This is a genomic window from Streptomyces sp. WY228, assembly GCF_019287315.1.
GTDB lineage: Bacteria > Actinomycetota > Actinomycetes > Streptomycetales > Streptomycetaceae > Streptomyces > Streptomyces caviscabies.
Genome location: NZ_CP079114.1, coordinates 2400820 through 2419431 on the forward strand (window position 1 = coordinate 2400820; position 18612 = coordinate 2419431).

19 protein-coding genes and 1 pseudogene are annotated in these 18612 nt (G+C 68.0%); 10 read left to right on the forward strand and 10 right to left on the reverse strand.

All coding sequences use genetic code 11. From position 1 onward, the window contains the following. Positions 1-160 precede the first annotated feature (160 nt). Together KV381_RS10400 and KV381_RS10405 are read right to left on the reverse strand one after the other, a co-directional pair. Complete coding sequence (locus KV381_RS10400) at positions 161-961, reverse strand: HEAT repeat domain-containing protein (RefSeq protein ID WP_181008123.1); 801 nt, start codon at positions 959-961, stop codon at positions 161-163. A gap of 93 nt (positions 962-1054) precedes the next feature. After that, positions 1055-1468: a hypothetical protein gene (locus KV381_RS10405; protein ID WP_218785100.1), complete on the reverse strand. Its 414-nt coding sequence runs from the start codon at positions 1466-1468 to the stop codon at positions 1055-1057. 417 nt (positions 1469-1885) lie between these two features. On the opposite strand from KV381_RS10405, the gene KV381_RS10410 reads away from it, so the two are divergent. Both KV381_RS10410 and KV381_RS10415 read left to right on the forward strand, forming a co-directional pair. Further along, entirely contained in the window at positions 1886-4558 is a 2673-nt protein-coding gene (locus KV381_RS10410; RefSeq protein ID WP_218785101.1) for a hypothetical protein, read from the forward strand. A gap of 81 nt (positions 4559-4639) precedes the next feature. Next, positions 4640-5245, forward strand: coding sequence for an SMI1/KNR4 family protein (locus tag KV381_RS10415; RefSeq protein WP_158688283.1), 606 nt, complete (start codon positions 4640-4642; stop codon positions 5243-5245). A gap of 99 nt (positions 5246-5344) precedes the next feature. Here the strand turns inward: KV381_RS10415 and KV381_RS10420 are convergent, their stop codons facing one another. After that, the gene (locus KV381_RS10420; protein WP_373307674.1) at positions 5345-5911 is read right to left on the reverse strand and encodes a GNAT family N-acetyltransferase; all 567 of its coding nucleotides are present in this window, start codon (positions 5909-5911) and stop codon (positions 5345-5347) included. 77 nt (positions 5912-5988) lie between these two features. Further along, a complete protein-coding gene (locus KV381_RS10425) occupies positions 5989-6933 on the reverse strand; it encodes a MerR family transcriptional regulator (RefSeq protein WP_086777394.1) in 945 nt (314 codons plus the stop codon). An 88-nt stretch (positions 6934-7021) separates the two neighbouring features. On the opposite strand from KV381_RS10425, the gene KV381_RS36405 reads away from it, so the two are divergent. Continuing rightward, positions 7022-7324, forward strand: a complete 303-nt coding sequence (locus KV381_RS36405) for a hypothetical protein (RefSeq protein WP_373307669.1) — start codon at positions 7022-7024, stop codon at positions 7322-7324. A 61-nt stretch (positions 7325-7385) separates the two neighbouring features. Next, positions 7386-8675 (forward strand): hypothetical protein, encoded by a 1290-nt coding sequence (locus KV381_RS10435; RefSeq protein WP_218785102.1) that lies wholly within the window; start codon positions 7386-7388, stop codon positions 8673-8675. 75 nt (positions 8676-8750) lie between these two features. Here the strand turns inward: KV381_RS10435 and KV381_RS10440 are convergent, their stop codons facing one another. Beyond that, the gene (locus tag KV381_RS10440) at positions 8751-9392 is read right to left on the reverse strand and encodes an XRE family transcriptional regulator (RefSeq protein WP_218785103.1); all 642 of its coding nucleotides are present in this window, start codon (positions 9390-9392) and stop codon (positions 8751-8753) included. 118 nt (positions 9393-9510) lie between these two features. Here KV381_RS10440 and KV381_RS10445 point away from each other — a divergent pair, with 118 nt between their 5' ends. Beyond that, entirely contained in the window at positions 9511-10437 is a 927-nt protein-coding gene (locus tag KV381_RS10445; RefSeq protein WP_218787198.1) for an SDR family oxidoreductase, read from the forward strand. Between the two features lie 204 nt (positions 10438-10641). Further along, the gene (locus KV381_RS10450; protein ID WP_218785104.1) at positions 10642-11445 is read left to right on the forward strand and encodes an alpha/beta hydrolase; all 804 of its coding nucleotides are present in this window, start codon (positions 10642-10644) and stop codon (positions 11443-11445) included. Between the two features lie 82 nt (positions 11446-11527). Here the strand turns inward: KV381_RS10450 and KV381_RS10455 are convergent, their stop codons facing one another. From KV381_RS10455 to KV381_RS10465, 3 genes are all read right to left on the reverse strand, one after another. Next, the gene (locus KV381_RS10455) at positions 11528-11785 is read right to left on the reverse strand and encodes a DUF6243 family protein (protein ID WP_030077967.1); all 258 of its coding nucleotides are present in this window, start codon (positions 11783-11785) and stop codon (positions 11528-11530) included. 206 nt (positions 11786-11991) lie between these two features. Continuing rightward, positions 11992-12195, reverse strand: a complete 204-nt coding sequence (locus KV381_RS10460) for a hypothetical protein (RefSeq protein WP_030077965.1) — start codon at positions 12193-12195, stop codon at positions 11992-11994. Between the two features lie 100 nt (positions 12196-12295). Further along, the gene (locus KV381_RS10465) at positions 12296-13678 is read right to left on the reverse strand and encodes a glycine--tRNA ligase (RefSeq protein WP_030077964.1); all 1383 of its coding nucleotides are present in this window, start codon (positions 13676-13678) and stop codon (positions 12296-12298) included. Between the two features lie 178 nt (positions 13679-13856). On the opposite strand from KV381_RS10465, the gene KV381_RS10470 reads away from it, so the two are divergent. From KV381_RS10470 to KV381_RS10485, 4 genes and pseudogenes are all read left to right on the forward strand, one after another. After that, on the forward strand, positions 13857-14897 hold the full coding sequence (locus KV381_RS10470; RefSeq protein ID WP_103539072.1) for a metal ABC transporter solute-binding protein, Zn/Mn family: 1041 nt from the start codon (positions 13857-13859) through the stop codon (positions 14895-14897). A gap of 45 nt (positions 14898-14942) precedes the next feature. Continuing rightward, a complete protein-coding gene (locus KV381_RS10475; protein WP_030626068.1) occupies positions 14943-15737 on the forward strand; it encodes a metal ABC transporter ATP-binding protein in 795 nt (264 codons plus the stop codon). Beyond that, a pseudogene (locus tag KV381_RS10480) lies at positions 15737-16309 on the forward strand (metal ABC transporter permease); the annotation flags it as partial. The gene KV381_RS10475 and the pseudogene KV381_RS10480, both read left to right, overlap by 1 nt. Before the next feature lie 162 nt (positions 16310-16471). Continuing rightward, positions 16472-16933, forward strand: a complete 462-nt coding sequence (locus tag KV381_RS10485; RefSeq protein ID WP_176734586.1) for a Fur family transcriptional regulator — start codon at positions 16472-16474, stop codon at positions 16931-16933. A gap of 62 nt (positions 16934-16995) precedes the next feature. Here KV381_RS10485 and KV381_RS10490 read toward each other — a convergent pair whose 3' ends face one another. Both KV381_RS10490 and recO read right to left on the reverse strand, forming a co-directional pair. Further along, a complete protein-coding gene (locus tag KV381_RS10490) occupies positions 16996-17811 on the reverse strand; it encodes an isoprenyl transferase (protein ID WP_030626065.1) in 816 nt (271 codons plus the stop codon). 21 nt (positions 17812-17832) lie between these two features. Further along, a complete protein-coding gene (recO, locus tag KV381_RS10495) occupies positions 17833-18579 on the reverse strand; it encodes a DNA repair protein RecO (protein WP_030077953.1) in 747 nt (248 codons plus the stop codon). Positions 18580-18612: the final 33 nt, after the last annotated feature.

Genomic DNA, 18612 nt, shown 5'->3' on the forward strand with positions numbered 1-18612 from the left:
CCCGAACAGCGACCCACCCGCGCCGAGTGCGACTCCCGCGAGAGACAGAAGTGCCGGCCCCAGAGTTCCCCACGATCCCATGGCGGGAGTCTCCCCCACTCCTCGTGGCCCCCGGGGCCGTGGGGGCCGTCGGTACGCCCGCGGAGACACATGCCCTCGGTCATCCCGGATCGCGGACCGCTTCCACCGCCTCCCGGACATCCGGGTGCGGGTCGTCGGCCAGGCCGTCCAGCAGCTCGGCAACTCCGGGAGTGGTCCAACGGGCGACCGCCCACACCAACTCCTCCCGCACCCCGGGGTCGGGGTGGGCGGCGAGGCCTCTCAAGCGGTCGACCGGGCCGCGCCGGCGCATGCCGAACCAGTGCAGGGCCTCCCGCAGCGCTGCCGGGTCCCCGGAGGCACCGGCCTCGACCCGGGCGAGCAGCACCTTGACGGGTGGCGGCGGGCCGTCCAGCGGATGCGGCAGCCGCTCGCGCAGGCGCCGCGCCCCGTACCCGCCGCGCACGCGGCACCCGAAACAGGTGCAGGGGCGCACACCATGGGCGTCCGGCAGGTACCGCCAGCCCGCGACCTGCGGTGCGGTGCGGATCCGGTGCACTTCGCGCGGCCGGATCGTCCGGGGGACGAACACCTCCCATCCGCGCGGGTCCTCCAGCGCGGCGATCCGCCGCACCGACTCGGCTGCGGAAACGGCGACCCGGGCGTCGCGCGCCCGGTCGGTGTAGCGCCCGACCAGCACGTCCTCGGCGTCGTCGAGTCGCACATGGACGGCCACGAGCCCGCCCCGGCTGCCGAACCGGGCGAGTTCGCGCAGCCATTGGTGGGTGAGGGTGTACGAGGGCAGCACCGGAAAGCAGTAGACCCCGCGCCCGCCGCCCTGCCCAGGGCCGGCCGCCCGGATCCCGGACCGCCGGATGCGCGGCGCGTTCGCCGCCGAGGTCAGGTGCACGAACATCGCCATGGCACGAGATGCTAGTCACCGGCCCGATCGTCGGACGGCTCCGACGGGTCGGCGATGCGACGAGGCCCGTCAGGGTCGGTCCAACTCATGGTGTCAGCCCTTGTTCGTTGCGAGCTGCCACCGACCGTCCATGCACTCATGGGTCGCCTTACTGTTCTGATAAAAGTAGCGAATTTCATCACCAGGACACGTTTCGCCCACTTTCGGCGGTTCCCAAATGATATGCACCCATCGCCCTTTGCTGCAGGTGTACTGCTCACGCTGCTCGTCAACCCCCAGCGCGCCCTCCCCTGCCGTGCAGGGCTGCCCCTTTGCAGCATCGCCCACCGCCGGGTCGACCTTCACGGAAAAGTCGGACTGCTGACCTCCATCTCCAGTCGGGGCGGGCACCACGCTGGTGAACGGGTCCGGCGAAGAACCCTCGACTTGCACGTTGCTGCCGCAACCAGCGACGGCAACGACTACGACTGAAGCAATGAGCAGATACGCGACCGCACACTTCGTCATCTCCGCACCGTAGCGCGAGCCCGGGCGAAAGTCAGCCAGATCACTATTTGCGTCATTTTCGGCACAGTGGCCCACTTCATGCATATACAGATCGCCTCAACGTGAGGGCAATAATTCTTCCCCACGGGCTGCGCCTTCATGTTACGTTCACCGCCTCCCCCCACAGTTTCCATCGGCCAACAAGTCGCGCAGGACAAGCGACAAGTGGCGACCGCACCGCACGTCGATGAGCGAGAACCACCGCACCGGGGGGCATTTCATTTCAGGTACAGGCATTTACGCCACAAGCACCGGCTGAAATCGTCAATTAACGCAGCCGCACCGTACTCGCACCTCGCCCGCCTTCCCGCTCAGGCCACCTGAGCCCAGTTGCGCTTGCCATGGTCAAGCACACCCAAGAAAAGGACCGCCCCATTGATGCGACTCAAGCATCTCGTGCTCGCGACACTGTGCACTACCCTATTCACTTCATTCACTACGGCCGCCCAGGGGACAGAAGAGGCCTTCAATCAAGCGACTTCCCTCGCATCAGAATCACAGGAAACAGATCTATCGAGCCTACCGAAAGAACAGGCTCAGAAGATCGAGACGGAACCCAGACGGCAGGACATCAACCCACCCATAAAACAGTCCACGACATTTGAAACACCCACACCCCAGCCTCAAGGAAGCGCCGCCGATCCCGCCTACGTCGCGCAACTGGGGGCTCCCTACCCCACCGACGGGGAGCCGGGCGATCCTTTGATTGACGCGGCATCGAGTGAGACCAAGAAGCAAGCTCAGGCGCGCGTCGACTATGTGGCCGAGACTTCCGCACACCCAGCCAGAATCGAGACATTCGCCGCAGCCTCCGTACCCCCCAGCAATATGTCATTCTGCTGGGATGCCCCGTACGGGGGAAAAGAGAGCCTTGTCGTGGACCATTGGGCGTGGTGCAAGAAGTTCAACCAGCCAGTTCACACATTTAGGTGCAACCCTGGCTGCACCCCGACTGGGGCTGTCACGTTCCGTTTCACTTTCATGGGTATCGGACATAAAGGACCCACTGTCGCCGACAGGTCCATGCGTGTCATGTTCATGGCGGATTTGCCCAGCATTACCGGCGCCCCCTCTCTCACCACGAGATTGGGAATGTCTGCCGACTGCAAGACCAACACTCCTCAAGGTTCTTGTCTGCCAGACAGCCGTAATGGAGTCACACGCACTCTTCAGGAATGGATATCCGGGGACGGACTCCAGTCAGCACTATTCGACTTCACTTCGGATTCCGGCGTCCTGACAGGCGACAAGCTGGTCTTCCACGAGCATAGCTTCAAAGCGACGGTAACGTCCGACATCGTGGACTCCAATACTTACGGAGGCGAAAGTTTTAGATGTGACTCTGCCACTTACATAGGGTCTGCGCACGGCTGCGTCTACGACCAAGTGATAGAAACATTCACCTTGGTCGTTGACAGTGATGTCCAGGATTCGGCAGACCTCATATGGTCCGCCCTGAATACCCCGGACAAGACTTTCCCGGTGTCCGAATCCAACAAGTACATACCTGGCACAGTCGGTAGCGGATCCCCCTTGGTTCGCCTACCCAGCAGCCAGAAGGAGCAGAATCACACCCACGCAGTCAACACCTGCAAAAAATACTGGGGAGACGGCTATACCAAGGGTCAGACCCTCGACTGCGACGAGTATCCGTTCCAGTCCACGCGGCAAGGTGCAAAGACAGGCGGATCAGGCACTTCCCACTACGCCGTAAAGCCACTGAACAAAAAACATAACCAAAAGGCCGGAAGTCGGCTGGAGTCATTTTACAAGGCTCAAAGAATCCTCTACGTCGACGACCGAAATGATCGATTCTACGTAGAACTGAGAAATCCAGACGGCAGCAAGTACCAGGGGCCGGCGCCCGGACCGAGCGGTGTAGCAGCAAACGTAGAATACCGTCAATGCCCCAATAGTGACCTGCCAGAAGTAAAGGAGATTCAAGCCAACGCCGCGCCGGAGCAACTCTTCAACAGCTACGCCAGAAGCACCCCCGACGGATGGACAGGTGGGGATTCCACATATTCGTTCGACCTACCCGACGGTCGTCGCCTGTTCCTCTTCTCCGACACCTTCCTCGGGCCGGAGAACAGCGATGGGACAAGACCTACCACATCCAAATTCGTCAACAGTTCGTTCCTGGTACAGAACGGAAACAGTCTTTCGACGATCACGGGCGGCAGCAAAACCAAGCCTACCGGGTTCATGCCGCCCGCCATCGACAACAGATGGTTCTGGCTCGGCGATGGCATGATCGCCAATATCGACGGTTCTCAGTACCTGCAGATCATGTTCCAGGAATATCGCGGAACCGGTGATGGAAGTGCGATGCCTTTTGAGTTTGTTCGCAATGTTGTCGCAACTTTCGAGCTCAGTGATCTGACCAAGCCGAAGTGGATAGATCCGCTACCTTCTGCCACAGGCGCTGCGTGGGGATCCGCGTTGCTGCCTGCCTCCCGCAGCGGGGATGGCTATACCTACATCTACGGCGTCAGCGACGATCAAACAAACAAGAAGATGCGCATAGCGCGTGTCAAGGGCAGCGACCTGTCAAAGGTGGACGACTGGCAATTCTTCAGACTGGGACTGACCGAAAACACCTGGATGCGGGGCGAAACAGAGGGAAACGAGTACCTCGAAGGGGTATCGAACGAATATAGCGTCACCCCTTGGAACGGGCAGTTCGTGGTGATCAGCCAGGACAGCACGCTCGCCTTCAACAACAAGATTCGAATCTGGTCGGGCTGCGACCCATTCGGCGCCTTCGGGTACTGGGACGGCAATGACGAGGTCTACCGAATGCCGGAGACCGGTCCATGGGGAAGCTATGGAGATCCGAACATCTTCGCGTACAATGCTCACGCTCACCCGACACTTCAGTCGGGCGATCGTTGGACGCTGTCCTACAATGTAAACAGCTTCGACAATCGATGGGCGCCCGAAGGAGCACTGTTCCGGGACGTGAGCATCTATAAGCCTCGATTCGTCTCGTTCAGGCTGGTTCCCTCGTCAGGTGCCTCGCGTATGAGCAAGCAGTTCGTGCTCGAGTAGGTCAGTCATATCTCGTGTCGGTGGTGCCTCGCTCCGGAGGCGAGGCACCACCGACGGCAACTACTGATCGGTGGAGGCAAAGTGACTCAGGAGCACGTCAGCCAGACATGGCAACGTATCGAATCTTGGCTTCGCGAGTGTGCGCCCGCCACGTATGGCGCCCTTCCTCCGCCCGCTACGCGGGAGGAGATAGCAGCAGCGGAAAACGATCTGGGGCTGACACTTCCGACAGAGTTGGCCGACTCACTGCTCTGCCACAACGGAAGCGACCCCATGCGCCTCCCTCCTGTCTATGTACTTCTCGGGACTCGTTCGCTTGTCGACCATCAACAACTGCAGGTCGAAATCGAGAACGAGACAAGACAGGAATACCTGGCGCAGGATATCCCATTGGAAATAGATGGAATTCACGCGCGCTGGCACCCGGAGTGGATCGCGGTCGCTTCTGATGACGGAGGGGGTTATCTGGCCGTCGACGATCGCCCCGGCATGCGGCGTGGGCGAATAGGCTCCCGCGATGAGATCGGCGAAATTTCCTTTCCTTCAGATCATGCGTGGGGAAGCCTCTCCAGCTTCCTGCGGGCAGCAGCAGATGCGCTGGAAACGGGCGATCCTTTCAATGGCTTCAGGCGCATCGTCGATGACAGCGGAAGATTGGGCTGGGACCGCGTTGCCGACCGAGGTTGAAGGCGCGGCGTCGTAGAGGCAGGCGGCTCCCCGGCCCGGACGCCCGAAGGCCCCGGTGGTGTGGGCAGCCTCAGCCGATCCGCAGGAGCCGGGAGGGACTCAGGCACTCAAGCGCCGTATGTGCAGGTGGCCATCGAGGGGGAAGGAAGGCGGCGTCGCGGGCAGGACGCTGTCGAAGTCGTACCGGCTCTTCTGCGCGACCCGGCACGACGCCAAGTTGTCCACCTGGTGCAGGAGTTCAAGACGCTCCAGCCCGGCGGCTCCGAAGGCCTCGAAGGCCCAGCTGGTGAGTGCCTCCAGAGCGCGGGGGGCCACTCCCAGCCCGCGAGCGTGCGCCGCGGTCCAGTAGCCCACCTCGGCCGCCGGTTTGCCGTGGGCGACATCCTTGAGGACCACATTGCCCATCAACTGTGCGCGTCCTGCGGCGGTTTGGGCCTCAAGGACGGCGAAGCCGAACCTGTCGCCCGCCGCCCAGCCCCGCTGCTGGGCCTGCACCCACCGTGCCCCGTCAGCATCATCGTCCACGGCAGAGGCCGCCCACCGACGCAATGCGGGATCCCGGCTCACCTCGACCAATGCGGCAACGTCCGCCATGCGCCAGGGGCGAAGAACGAGAGCGGGAGAGGCCGACGTCGCGGCCACCTGAAGTACGACGGGGGCATTCAGCGGTCCCTCATGTACGGCGGTGCTTTCAGCAGACACCGGCCGCGTCCGGCCCCAGCCGCCTTGCGACCACACCGTCATCACGCTGTCCGGACCCGCAGGGCCTCGACGGACCAGTTGAGCACGGGCGCCAGGCTCTCCGGGGCCGGCCAGCCGTTGACCACCGCGAGCAGTTGGAAGTACCGCTCCCTGCGGGGGTCGTTCACGTTCTCCAGCCGGGCCGCCAGCAGGCGGCGGAGATCGACGTCGTCGGGGCGGCCGATGAGCTGCGCGTAGTGCGCCGTGAACGCCGCGACGACCGGATCGGCCTGGGCGGAGGCCGGGTCCAGGCCGGCGGCCAGGGCCGGGCCGGCCTCGTCGCGGACGGCGGCGGCGATGTCGCGGCGCGGGACCGTCGTACCGCTTCGCGCCTGCTCGGCTGCCAGGTCCTCGATCATCCGCCGCACCAGGGCGCGGAAATCCGGATCCTGCGACATCTCCGCCAACTCCACCCACGCCCGAACCTGTTCCGCGTCCGGGTTGTCGGGCAGCTCGGGGGTCATCGAGCGCATGACCCCCGCGAACGCGGGGGCGGCGGGGGCGGCGTCAAGACCGCCGAAGACGGCGTCGAGGAAATCGCCGATCAGACGTCGGCGTTCGTCCTGGGACAGCTGGGCAAGCCGGTTCATCAGTTCCGTCTCCTCCGGTGTGGACCCGCGCTCGGCCACCGCCGTCAGCACCGCACGCCGCATGCTCAGGACCCGGATCTGCACCGCCAGCGCTTCGGCGTGCGCCGCGGCGACCGCGGGAAGCGAGAGCTCGCGGTCCACGACCTTGCGGATCGTGGGAAGGTCCAGTCCCAGCTCGCGCAGGGTCCGCACGAGGTCCAGGCGTGCGACGGCATCGACGGTGTAGAGGCGGTAGCCAGCCGGGCTGCGGTCCGTCGGCGCCACGATTCCGCGATCGGAGTAGAACCGGATGGTCTTGACGGTGAGACCCGTCCTCCGGGCCAGCTCGCCGATCGAGTAGAGCGTGTCGCCGTTCATGCCCCCACCTTTGGGTCTCCCCCTACGGGAGACGCAAGCCCCTTCGGCCTTCCGTCGGCCCAACCGCTCCTCAGTCGAACGTCCCGCCTTGGACGCCCGCGACGTACGCCGCGAAGGCGGTGACGCGGACGGCAATCACGGGGCCGTCCACGGCCTTGCAGTCACGGACCGCGACCCCGGCAACGCGGACGACGCGTGCGAATTGTTCAACGGACATCCGCCCGGACACAGTTGGGAGATGACCGACCCCACCGACGCGGCCATCACCGGCGAACTGGCCCGACAGCATCCGCATTTGTTCCGCTGGCCGAGTCCGACGGCCCGCGTCGCGTGGAACTCCGGCCGTGAAGATGTCACACCCATCATGACAGGTCAGAAGGCATTTCCGTAGGAGTAACGGCACAGCTCAACCGCCTTGTGGGGCCTTGTTCGAGGCACCCAGAATCTCCGTCATGAATCAGTGGGGGAAAGTCGACCAGGACGACATCGTGCGGGCGAGAAATGTGCTGCTCGCGTCGGGGCGCCGCACACTGCGCGAGGAAGTCGACGCCTATCGGGTGCTCGCTCAGGTCAGTCCCGCCGCGTACCTGCCGCTCCTGGCCAGGAAGCTTCAGCATCTCGGCTACGCCGGCTCCGGCACGTGGCATCCGTCCTCGCTGGAGCTGTGCGAGGAGGCGGTCGAGGCGGCGCGACGCATCGATCCGGCCGAGCCCGTCCGTGCGGATGTCCTGTACCAGGCCCTCAGGTCGTGCCAGCGAGAGCTGTACCGCCGGGGGCGACGTACCGAAGGCCTCGCCCTGCGCGCCGAGATGCTCGCCATCAGCCGTGCGCAGGCCGAACGGTCCGGGGAGCCCGTGGCCAAAGGGCTGAGCGAGTGGGCCGCCGGGCTCTCCGAGGAGGGCCGGTACGCCGAGGCCGCCGACGCCATGGACGAGTTGGTCGCGGCGCTCCTGCCCGAGGGGCGCAGCGACGGGGCCCTCGCCTGGTCACTGATGCAGTGGATCGCCGCTCTCCACGACGCCGGCCGATCCGGCGAAGCACGCGCCGCGTTCGAGCAGTTCGTCGCCATGGAAGCGGCCGAAGCCGCGAGGAGAAGCGGCCCGGTGGTGTGCCATCTCCACGCGCTCATCGGGTACGCCCGGATGCTCGGCCTCCACGGCCAGGACGACCAGGCGGCCCGCGTGCGGCGGGACGCACTCGCCGTACTGACGGAGCTGACCGAACGGGCCGCGTCAGGTGAGCGGGTGTCCTGGGGCGGCTACGAGGCGTCGTTCTGGGCGGTATTGCTGACGGTCTCCGGTACGGAGGGCGTGGGGTCCTGGTCCGACGGGCCACGTACACCCTCGGGTACGAATCCGACGGAGTGGTCGCCCGACGCCCGACAGCGCTACTTCGACAGCCGTGCTGCCCTGCGCCGTGAGGTGGACGCCCTCGCTGGGCGAACTGCCGAGGATCCGGCGGCGCGCCTGGCCCAACTGGTCCGGGTGCAGAACGTCCTCACCGTCCGCTCCGCCGTCTACTGGGAGAACCGCACCCATCTGTTCGCGGAGCAGGTGCGCCCCCTCTTCGACGAAGGAGTCACCCAGGCCCGTCAGTTGCCCCGGTACGACCCGGCCGAGGGGCCGCGCACCCTGGCCAGGACCCTGATCGAACGGTCGGCCTTCCGTATCGCCGCCCGCGAGTTGGGCCCCGCCCTCGACGACTTCCGCGAGGCCCTGAGCCACCTGGGCGAGGCCGGCTGAGCGGCGTGGGCGACGCGTCCTGCTCGCGGGCCGGGCAGGGCCCGGGGCCGACGGGCGTACCCCGTGGTCCCGGGCTCAGCGCAGCGTCTGCGTCCCGATGACCGAGAGCAGCCGCAGCCGTTCGTGGCTCTCGCTGCCCGGCGCGGCCGTGTACACCAGCAGGCTGTGCGACTGGTCCGGGTCCAGCAGGCGCTGGCAGTTCAGCTCCAGGACGCCGACCTCGGGGTGGACGAAGCGTTTGACCTGGTCGGGGCGGATGCCGATCTCGTGCTGGTCCCAGAACCGGCGGAATTCCTGGCTCTCCTCGCGCAGCAGCTCGGCGCAGTGCGCGGCCCGGGAGCCGGTCCCCCGCAGGGTGGCCAGCTCCCGCAGGCCGGAGGCGAACATCCGGGAGAGGAAGGCGTGGTCCTCGGCCGCGTACAGCGTCCTCGTGGCGGGGTCGGTGAACCAGCGGTAGCCGATGCTGCGCGCGAGGCCGGTGTACCGGGTCGTGTCGCCGGTGAGGGCGACGCCGAGCGGGGTCTGCAGCAGCGTCTCGCCGAGCTCCGTGACGATCTCGGCGGGGGTGTCGTCCAGCCGGTCGAGGATGCGGAGGAGGCCGGGGCTGATGTGCTCGCCGGTCGTGCCCCGGGCGGGTGGCATGTGTCCGGAGAGCCGGAAGAGGTGGTCGCGCTCGTCCAGGGAGAGGTGGAGCCCCTGCGCGATCGAGGCGATCATCTGCTCGGACGGATGCGGGCCGCGCTCCCGCTCCAGCCGCCGGTCGATCGGTGGATCGGGAGGTCCTGGATGGGCCGGGGCGTCGGCGTCACCCGCCCCCAGGACTCATCACGCCACCATCGACATCTCCGTTCCCGACCTCTCGGGCCGGCGCGCCGTCGTCACCGGAGGGAGCGACGGCATCGGCCTCGGGATCGCGACACGGCTCGCCGCCGCCGGAGCCGAGGTAGTGCTGCCGGTGCGCAACCCGCGCAAGGGCGAGGCGGCGGTCGCCGAGATCCGGCGGCAGGCGCCCGGCGCGAACGTGTCGCTGCGGGCGCTCGACCTGTCCTCGCTCGACTCCGTCGCCGCCCTCGGTGCCGCCCTCCTCGACGAGGGCCGGCCCCTCCACCTCCTGGTCAACAACGCCGGGGTGATGACCCCGCCCGACCGGCAGACGACCGCCGACGGCTTCGAGCTGCAGTTCGGCACCAACCATCTCGGTCACGTCGCCCTCGTCCTGCGGCTGCTGCCTCTCCTGCGGGCCGGGCAGGCCCGGGTGACCTCGCAGATCAGCGTGGCCGCCAACCGCAACGCCATCAACTGGGACGACCTGAACTGGGAGCGGTCCTACAACGGCATGCGCGCCTACAGCCAGTCGAAGATCGCCTTCGGGCTCTTCGGCCTGGAGCTGGACCGGCGCAGCCGGGCCGAGGGCTGGGGCATCACCAGCAACCTGTCCCACCCCGGCATCGCCCCGACCAGCCTGCTGGCCGCCCGGCCGGAGGTGGGCCGGGCCAAGGACACGCTGGGCGTGCGGATGATCCGTCTGCTGTCCGCCCGGGGGCTCGTGGTCGGCACCGTGGAGAGCGCGAAGTTCCCCGCGCTGTACGCCGCCACCTCGCCCGACGCCCGGGGCGGCACCCTGTACGGGCCGAGCGGCCCCGGCAACATGGGCGGCCCGCCCGCCGAGCAGACGATGTACAGCCGGCTGACCGACCCCGAGGAGGCCCGGCGGGTGTGGCGGGTCTCGGAGGAGCTGGCCGGGGTCGCGCTGCCGGGCTAGGGCCTGTCGCCGAACTGCCGTCGTCGCCCGAAAACCGGTTGGACCATCACCGCGCCCCTTGCTACGTTTTCGCGAGCCGTGCTGAAGACCGAGGGGGTGGTATCCGTGAACGCAATGTCGACATGGGTGCTCCCCTTCGGGGTCACGGTCGGGCGATAGGTCGTCCGGGAGCGCCGTTCACGCGCACTCCCGAAAGGCACGACCGTGCATTTCTCTTCCGAACAGCGACTCGACGGCGACGTGGTCGAGCGTGCGTTCACCCTCGGCGCGATCCCCGGCATCCTGTGGACGCCCGCCGCCGAATCCCCCGTATCCCCCATGTTCCCCGTATCCGCATCGGCGCCGCTGATCCTGATCGGCCACCCACCGCTGGGGCTGGGCAGGATGTACCCCCGGCTGGCGGCGCGGGCGCGGCACTACGTGGCGGAGTACGGGTTCGCCGCGGCCACCATCGAGCTCCCCGGCAGCGGTGAACGCCCCCGCTGGGCCGCCGCCGAGCAGGCTCGCGCCGACCTGCGCCGGGCGCTGGAGGGCGGCGGGCCGGTCGGCGACGAGATCGTCGACGCCCTGATCCTCCCGATGGTCGACCGGGCGGTCCCGGAGTGGCAGGCCGCCCTGGACGAGCTCCTGGCGCTGCCCGGGATCGGCGGGCCGGTCGGATACGAGGGCGGGGTGATCTCCATCGGCGTCCGCCTGGCCGTGGTCGAGCCGCGCATCGTGGCCGCCGGCCTCTTCGCCGGGAGCCTCGTGCCCGCCGCCGTGTTCGAGGAGGCCCGCCGGGTCACCATTCCGCTGCACGTCCTGCTGCAGTGGGACGACGAAGGGAACGACCGGCAGGCGGCCCTGGATCTGTTCGACGCCTTCGGTTCCCGGGAGAAGACCCTGCACGCCAATCTCGGCGGGCACACCGGTGTCCCACAGTTCGAACTCGACACAGGGGCCCGGTTCTTCGCCCGGCATCTGCATGCGGAGCGGGCGGCGTCCGGGACCGCTTCCACGGCCCCCTGAGACACATGGGTGTGGGCCCGGATCACGGATGATCCGGGCCCACACCGTCGTACGGGTACTGCTCAGCCGCTCAGGTACCGGCTCAGCTCTGCGCGGGCGACGCGCCCTGCTCTCCGCCCTGTTCGGCGGTCGGCTCGCCGCTCTGCCCGGCGGTCGGCTCGGCGGTCGCTGCCGCCTGGGCCTCGGCGCGCTCGCGCATCTTGCGGACCAGCTCCTGCTTCTTGTCCTCGGCTGCCTTGCGGTCGGCGCCTCGCGCGGAACCCGCGCCCTGCTGGTCGGCGCGGGACAGCTTCTTGCGCTGTCCGCCGACGCCGAGCAGGTTGTTACGGCTCTTGGCCATGGCGTTCTCCCCTGTGGGGTGTGAAGTGAGTCAGGTGACGGTGTTCGGGGGCCGGTCGCGCCGGTCCCCGGGCTGCGGCGGGGAGTTCGCACCCGCCGCGCTCTCACTCGTAGATCTGGAAGAACGAAGACATGCCGGAACCGTACCGCGCCGCCCGCACGCGCCGCACCGGGTTTTCGGGCCGTCAGGTCTCGGGCCGTCGGAGCTCAGGCCGTCGGGTCGACCGTCGCCTGATGGGCCTCGGCCAGATGCTCCTCGGCCTTCAGCCAGGGCAGGAACTGCGCCGAGCGGCGCCAGGCGCAGGTGGAGCAGGTCAACTGGCGTGTCATGCCCGACTTCTTCACCTGCACGACGTGCTCCCGGCCGTGCTGGTCCCATCTGCTGACCTTGCTGGTGGTGATCGACGGCATCGCGTACCTCCCGGAACGGTGGCGGGGGCTCCGGTGGACCGTACGACGAAGCCCCCGGTTCCGTACCCGGAACCGGGGGCCTCACGCACCTGCGCGGGTATCAGCAGCCGAGCAGACGGGCGCCGAGGTACGCCTGGATCTGGTCGAGCGAGACGCGCTCCTGCTTCATGGTGTCGCGCTCGCGCACGGTCACCGCGTTGTCGTCGAGGGTGTCGAAGTCGACGGTGACGCAGAACGGGGTGCCGATCTCGTCCTGACGACGGTAGCGGCGGCCGATGGCGCCGGCGTCGTCGAACTCGATGTTCCAGTTCTTGCGCAGGTCGGCCGCCAGGCCCTTGGCCTTCGGCGAGAGCTGCGGGTTGCGCGAGAGGGGCAGCACCGCGACCTTGACCGGCGCCAGGCGCGGGTCGAGGCGCATCACGGTGCGCTTCTCCATGACGCCCTTGGCGTTGGGCGCCTCGTCCTCGACGTAGGCGTCCAGGAGGAACGCCAGCATCGCGCGGCCGACGCCGGCCGCGGGCTCGATGACGTACGGCGTCCAGCGCTCGTTGGCCTCCTGGTCGTAGTACTGGAGGTCGGTGCCCGAGGCCTCGGAGTGCGCCTTGAGGTCGTAGTCGGTGCGGTTGGCCACGCCCTCCAGCTCGCCCCACTCGCTGCCGCCGAAGCGGAAGCGGTACTCGATGTCGGCGGTGCGCTTGGAGTAGTGGGAGAGCTTCTCCTTCGGGTGCTCGAACCAGCGCATGTTCTCCTCGCGCATGCCGAGGTCCGTGTACCAGTTCCAGCGCTGGTCCATCCAGTACTGCTGCCACTCCTCGTCCTCGCCCGGCTTGACGAAGAACTCCATCTCCATCTGCTCGAACTCACGGGTCCGGAAGATGAAGTTGCCCGGAGTGATCTCGTTCCGGAAGGACTTGCCCATCTGCGCGATGCCGAACGGCGGCTTCTTGCGCGAGGTCTGCAGCACCTGGCCGAAGTTGGTGAAGATGCCCTGCGCGGTCTCGGGGCGCAGGTAGGCGACCGAGCCGGAGTCCTGGGTCGGGCCGAGGTGGGTGGAGAGCAGCCCCGAGAACTCCTTGGGCTCGGTGAAGGTGCCCTTGTTGCCGCAGTTGGGGCAGTTGAGGTCGGCGAGGCCGTTGACCGGGGGCTTGCCGTGCTTCTCCTCGTACGCCTCCTCCAGGTGGTCGGCGCGGTAGCGCTTGTGACAGGAGGTGCACTCGGTCAGCGGGTCCGAGAAGGTGGCGACGTGGCCGGAGGCGACCCAGACGTCCGGGGCAAGGATGACCGACGAGTCGATACCGACCACGTCCTCGCGCGCGGTGACCATGTAGCGCCACCACTGGCGCTTCAGGTTCTCCTTCATCTCGACGCCCAGCGGCCCGTAGTCCCAGGCGGCGCGCTGACCACCGTAGATCTCACTGCAGGGGTAGACGAAGCCACGGCGCTTGCTCAGGCTGACGATGGTGTCGATCTTGTCGGCGGCCACGGTGCTCTCTTCATTACGACGGCGACGAACGGCGAATGACTCAGGTTACCGGCGCGTGCACCCCCTGGATCAAATCGGTAGGGGCCCGGAGGAGACCCCGCGCCGCCACCTCGTGATCTTCCGGGCATCTCATCCGCCTTGTTGACAATCGTTTCCACTTTTGTTGAAAATGACTGTCATGAACGTACGCCGCCTGATACCCACCACCGCCGTCGCCGGAGCAGTCGCCCTCGGTCTGACCGCTCTGTCCGCCTGCTCCACCTCCGACGCGGCGGACGGGAGCAACGGCGACAAGCTGAAGGTGACGGCGTCGTTCTACCCGATGCAGTTCCTGGCCGAGAAGATCGGCGGCGAGCACGTGGCCGTCACCAGCCTCACCAAGCCGGGCGTCGAGCCGCACGACCTGGAGCTCACCCCCCGCCAGATCGGCTCCATCAGCGAGTCCGACTACGTGCTGTACCTCAAGGGCATCCAGCCCGCCGTGGACGACGCGATTCTGCAGTCCGGTGTGAAGAACACCGTCGACGCCGCGACCCTCACCACGCTGGAGGACCACGGCTCCGAGGTCAGCGGCCACGACCACGGCCACGAGGGCGAGGAAGAGCACGCGGACGAGCACGGCGACGAGCACGGGCACGAAGAAGAAGCCCATGAGGAGCACGCCGAGGGCGACGGCCACAACCACGGCGAGGAGGGCGGCGCCGACCCGCACATCTGGCTGGACCCGGTGAAGTACGCCGAGGTCGCCAAGGGCGTCGGCAAGTCGCTGGAGAAGGCCGACCCCGACCACGCCGCCGACTACAAGAAGAACACCGCCGCCCTCGTCGCCGAGCTGGGCGAGCTGAACACGGCGTACGAGACCGGGCTGAAGAACACCGCCACCAAGACCTTCATCACCACCCACTCCGCCTTCGGCTACCTCGCCGAGCGCTACGGGCTCACCCAGCAGGGCATCGCGGGCATCGACCCCGAGGCCGAGCCGAGCCCCGCCCGGATCCAGGAGATCCACACCATCGCGGAGAAGGAGAAGGCCACCACGGTCTTCTTCGAGACGCTCGCCAGCGACAAGACCGCGAAGACCCTCGCGAAGGACACCGGACTGAAGACCGGCGTTCTTGACCCGCTGGAGGGAATCACGGAGAAGTCCCAGGGCGCTGACTACATCGAGGTCATGAAGTCCAACCTCACCGCGCTGCAGAAGGCTCTCGGCGCAAAGTGACCCGCATCACCCGCACCACTTGTGACGTTCGGATCGGAGGCGCTCGTGCCGGAGCGTGAGAGCACCACCCACGAGCCCGCCCAGGAGCCCGTCATAGCCCTGCGCGGCGCCACGGCCACCCTCGGCGCGCGCCCCGTGCTGCGCGGCGTGGACCTGACCGTGCACCGCGGCGAGGTCGTCGCGCTGCTCGGCGCCAACGGTTCCGGCAAGTCCACCGCCGTACGGTCCGTCATCGGGCAGGTCCCGCTGACCGGCGGGAGCGTCGAGCTGTTCGGCACCGAGCTGCGCCGCTTCCGCCGCTGGGGCCGGATCGGCTACGTCCCGCAGCGCACCACGGCCGCGGGCGGCGTGCCCGCCACGATCCGCGAGGTCGTCGCCTCCGGCCGGCTGTCCCGTACGGGGCTGCGGTGGCCCGGGAAGGCGGACCGGGCGGCCGTGGACCGGGCCATCGCGCTGGTGGGCCTGGCCGACCGCGCCAAGGACTCGGTGAGCGCGCTGTCGGGCGGCCAGCACCAGCGGGTCCTGATCGCCCGCGCCCTGGCCGCCGAGCCGGAGCTGCTGATCATGGACGAGCCGATGGCGGGAGTGGACCTGGCCAGCCAGGAGATCCTCGCCTCGACCCTGCGCGAGCAGGTGGCGCTGGGCACCTCCGTGCTGCTGGTGCTGCACGAGCTGGGCCCGCTGGAGCCGCTGATCGACCGGGCCGTCGTCCTGCGCGACGGCTGTGTGACGCACGACGGGCCGCCGCCCCGGGCGCTCGGCCAGCACGCGCTGCCCGGCCACGACCACGTACACCCCCACGCGGCCGCCGAGCCCGTCCGGACGGGACTGCTGACCTGATGCTCTTCGAATTCCTCAACCCTCCCTTCATGCAGCGGGCGCTCATCGCGGCCGTGCTGGTCGGCATCACCGCGCCCGCCATCGGCATCTACCTGGTGCAGCGCCGGCAGGCCCTGATGGGCGACGGCATCGGGCACATCGCGATGACCGGCGTCGGCCTCGGCTTCCTGCTCTCCACCAGCCCCGTGTGGATGGCGACCGCCGTCGCGGTGGCCGGTGCGGTCGTGATGGAGCTGATCCGCTGGTACGGGCACACGCGCGGCGACCTCGCCCTGGCGATGCTGTTCTACGGCGGCATGGCGGGCGGCGTCATGCTGATCAACCTGTCCGACACGGGCTCCAACGCCAATCTGACCTCGTACCTCTTCGGTTCGCTCGCCACCGTCTCCGAGTCGGACGTCGTCGCGATCTGCGCCCTGGCGGCCTTCGTGGTGCTGGTCACGGTGGGGCTGCGGCGGCAGCTGTTCGCGGTCAGCCAGGACGAGGAGTTCGCCCGGGTCTCTGGTCTTCCGGTGCGGGTGCTGAACCTGCTGATCGCGGTGACCGCCGCCGTGACCGTGACCGTCGCGATGAGCGGGGGCCGAGTGCACCCTGGAAGTACCGGCAGCCCGCCGGGACCGGGACGACGTGCGGGTGTGACGGCCATCACAGCCGTGACAGCGGTACGTGTGACGGAGTCGCACCGTACGTGTTCGCCGGGTGCGCCCGGCCGGGCTGGCACAATGGCCCGACACATGTACGGGCGACACGAGGAGGCACCTGTGGCCACGGCGCCGATCAGTGGCACGAACGCAGCGCCGGTACGCGGCCGGTCCACCCGGCAGCGGGCGGCGGTGGCGGCGGCGCTCGACGAGGTCGACGAGTTCCGCAGCGCCCAGGAGCTGCACGACGTCCTGAAACACCGCGGCGACTCCGTGGGCCTCACCACGGTCTACCGGACCCTGCAGTCCCTCGCGGACGCGGGTGAGGTCGACGTCCTGCGCACCACCGAGGGCGAGGCCGTCTACCGGCGGTGCTCGACCGGTGACCATCACCACCACCTGGTCTGCCGGCTCTGCGGCAAGGCCGTGGAGGTCGAGGGACCGGCCGTCGAGCAGTGGGCCGAGATGATCGCCGCCCAGCACGGCTATGTGAACGTCGCGCACACCGTCGAGATCTTCGGCACCTGCGCGGAGTGCGCCGGGAAGAAGGCGTAACGGACATACGGAGAAGGGGCGGGCCCGGTGCGTCATGCACCGGGCCCGCCCCTTCTCCGTACTCACTCGGCGGCTTCCGCCTCCTGCGCCCCGCCGAAGCGGCGGTCGCGCTGGGCGTACTCCAGGCAGGCCCGCCACAGGTCGCGACGGTCGAAATCCGGCCAGAGAACGTCCTGGAAGACCATCTCCGCGTACGCGCTCTGCCAGATCAGATAGTTCGAGGTGCGCTGCTCGCCGCTGGGGCGCACGAAGAGGTCCACGTCCGGCATGTCCGGGTAGTAGGTGTACTTCGCGAAGGTCTTCTCGTTGACCTTGGACGGGTCGAGCTTCCCGGCGGCCACGTCCTGGGCGATGCGCTGCGCGGCGTCGGCGATCTCGGCGCGGCCGCCGTAGTTCACGCAGAAGTACAGCGTCATCTTGTCGTTGTCCTTGGTCTGCTCCTGGGCGACCTGGAGCTCCTGGACGACGGACTTCCACAGCTTGGGCATGCGGCCCACCCAGCGGATGCGGATGCCGAGCTCGTCCATCTCGTCGCGGCGGCGGCGGATCACGTCGCGGTTGAAGTTCATCAGGAACTTCACCTCGTCCGGCGAGCGCTTCCAGTTCTCCGTGGAGAAGGCGTACAGCGAGAGGTTCTTCACGCCCATCTCGATACAGCCCTTGAGAACGTCCATGACGACGCCCTCACCGACCTTGTGGCCCTCGGTGCGGGGCAGACCCCGCTCCTTGGCCCAGCGGCCGTTGCCGTCCATCACGACGGCGACGTGCTGGGGCACCAGCTCGCCGGGGATCTTCGGAGGCGTCGCGCCCGTGGGGTGCGGCTCGGGGGTCTTGTACGTGCGCCGGTTACGGCCGCCGAGGATCCCGCGTACTGCCATGAGCTTCTCAGTCTCCCTGTGTCACTTCTCTACGTACCGCAGCGAGCGCAGGCCGCGCTCCAGATGCCAGTGCAGATAGGCGGACACCAGCCCGCTCCCCTCCCTGACATGGCGCGCCTCGCACGCGTCCGCCGTCGCCCAGTCGCCGCTGAGCAGCGCGCTCAGCAGGGCCAGGGCCTGTGCCGAGGGTACGACGCTGCCGGGCACCCGGCAGTCACCGCATATGGCGCCCCCCGCCGCGACGGAGAAGAACCGGTTCGGACCGGGCATTCCGCACTTGGCGCAGTCCTCGAAGCTGGGCGCGTACCCGTTGACCGCGAGCGAGCGCAGCAGGAACGCGTCCAGGATCAGATGGGGCGCGTGCTCGCCCCGGGCGAGGGTGCGCAGGCCGCCGACGAGCAGCAGATACTGCTGGACGGCCGGTTCGCCCTCGTGGTCGGTGAACCGCTCGGCGGTCTCCAGCATCGCGGTGCCGGCGGTGTAGCGGGCGTAGTCGGCGACGATGCCGCCGCCGTACGGCGCGATCGTCTCGCTCTGGGTGCAGAGCGGCAGCCCGCGGCCGACCAGCTCGCTGCCGCGGGCGAAGAACTGCACGTCGACGTGGGAGAAGGGCTCCAGGCGGGCGCCGAACTTGGACTTGGTGCGGCGCACCCCGCGGGCGACGGCGCGCACCCGGCCGTGGCCGCGGGTCAGGATCGTGATGATCCGGTCGGCCTCGCCCAGTTTCTGCGTACGCAGCACGATGCCGTCGTCCCGGAACAAGCTCATGGGCCCATTGTCGCCCACCGGGGCGGCCCGGGC

Coding starts and splice junctions, on each gene's coding strand:
- KV381_RS10400 (WP_181008123.1), bottom strand. CDS start 961: ATGGCGATGTTCGTGCACCTGACCTCGGCGGCGAACGCGCCGCGCATC.
- KV381_RS10405 (WP_218785100.1), bottom strand. CDS start 1,468: ATGACGAAGTGTGCGGTCGCGTATCTGCTCATTGCTTCAGTCGTAGTC.
- KV381_RS10410 (WP_218785101.1), top strand. CDS start 1,886: ATGCGACTCAAGCATCTCGTGCTCGCGACACTGTGCACTACCCTATTC.
- KV381_RS10425 (WP_086777394.1), bottom strand. CDS start 6,933: ATGAACGGCGACACGCTCTACTCGATCGGCGAGCTGGCCCGGAGGACG.
- KV381_RS10435 (WP_218785102.1), top strand. CDS start 7,386: ATGAATCAGTGGGGGAAAGTCGACCAGGACGACATCGTGCGGGCGAGA.
- KV381_RS10440 (WP_218785103.1), bottom strand. CDS start 9,392: ATGATCGCCTCGATCGCGCAGGGGCTCCACCTCTCCCTGGACGAGCGC.
- KV381_RS10455 (WP_030077967.1), bottom strand. CDS start 11,785: ATGGCCAAGAGCCGTAACAACCTGCTCGGCGTCGGCGGACAGCGCAAG.
- KV381_RS10460 (WP_030077965.1), bottom strand. CDS start 12,195: ATGCCGTCGATCACCACCAGCAAGGTCAGCAGATGGGACCAGCACGGC.
- KV381_RS10470 (WP_103539072.1), top strand. CDS start 13,857: ATGAACGTACGCCGCCTGATACCCACCACCGCCGTCGCCGGAGCAGTC.
- KV381_RS10485 (WP_176734586.1), top strand. CDS start 16,472: ATGTACGGGCGACACGAGGAGGCACCTGTGGCCACGGCGCCGATCAGT.
- KV381_RS10490 (WP_030626065.1), bottom strand. CDS start 17,811: ATGGCAGTACGCGGGATCCTCGGCGGCCGTAACCGGCGCACGTACAAG.
- recO (WP_030077953.1), bottom strand. CDS start 18,579: ATGAGCTTGTTCCGGGACGACGGCATCGTGCTGCGTACGCAGAAACTG.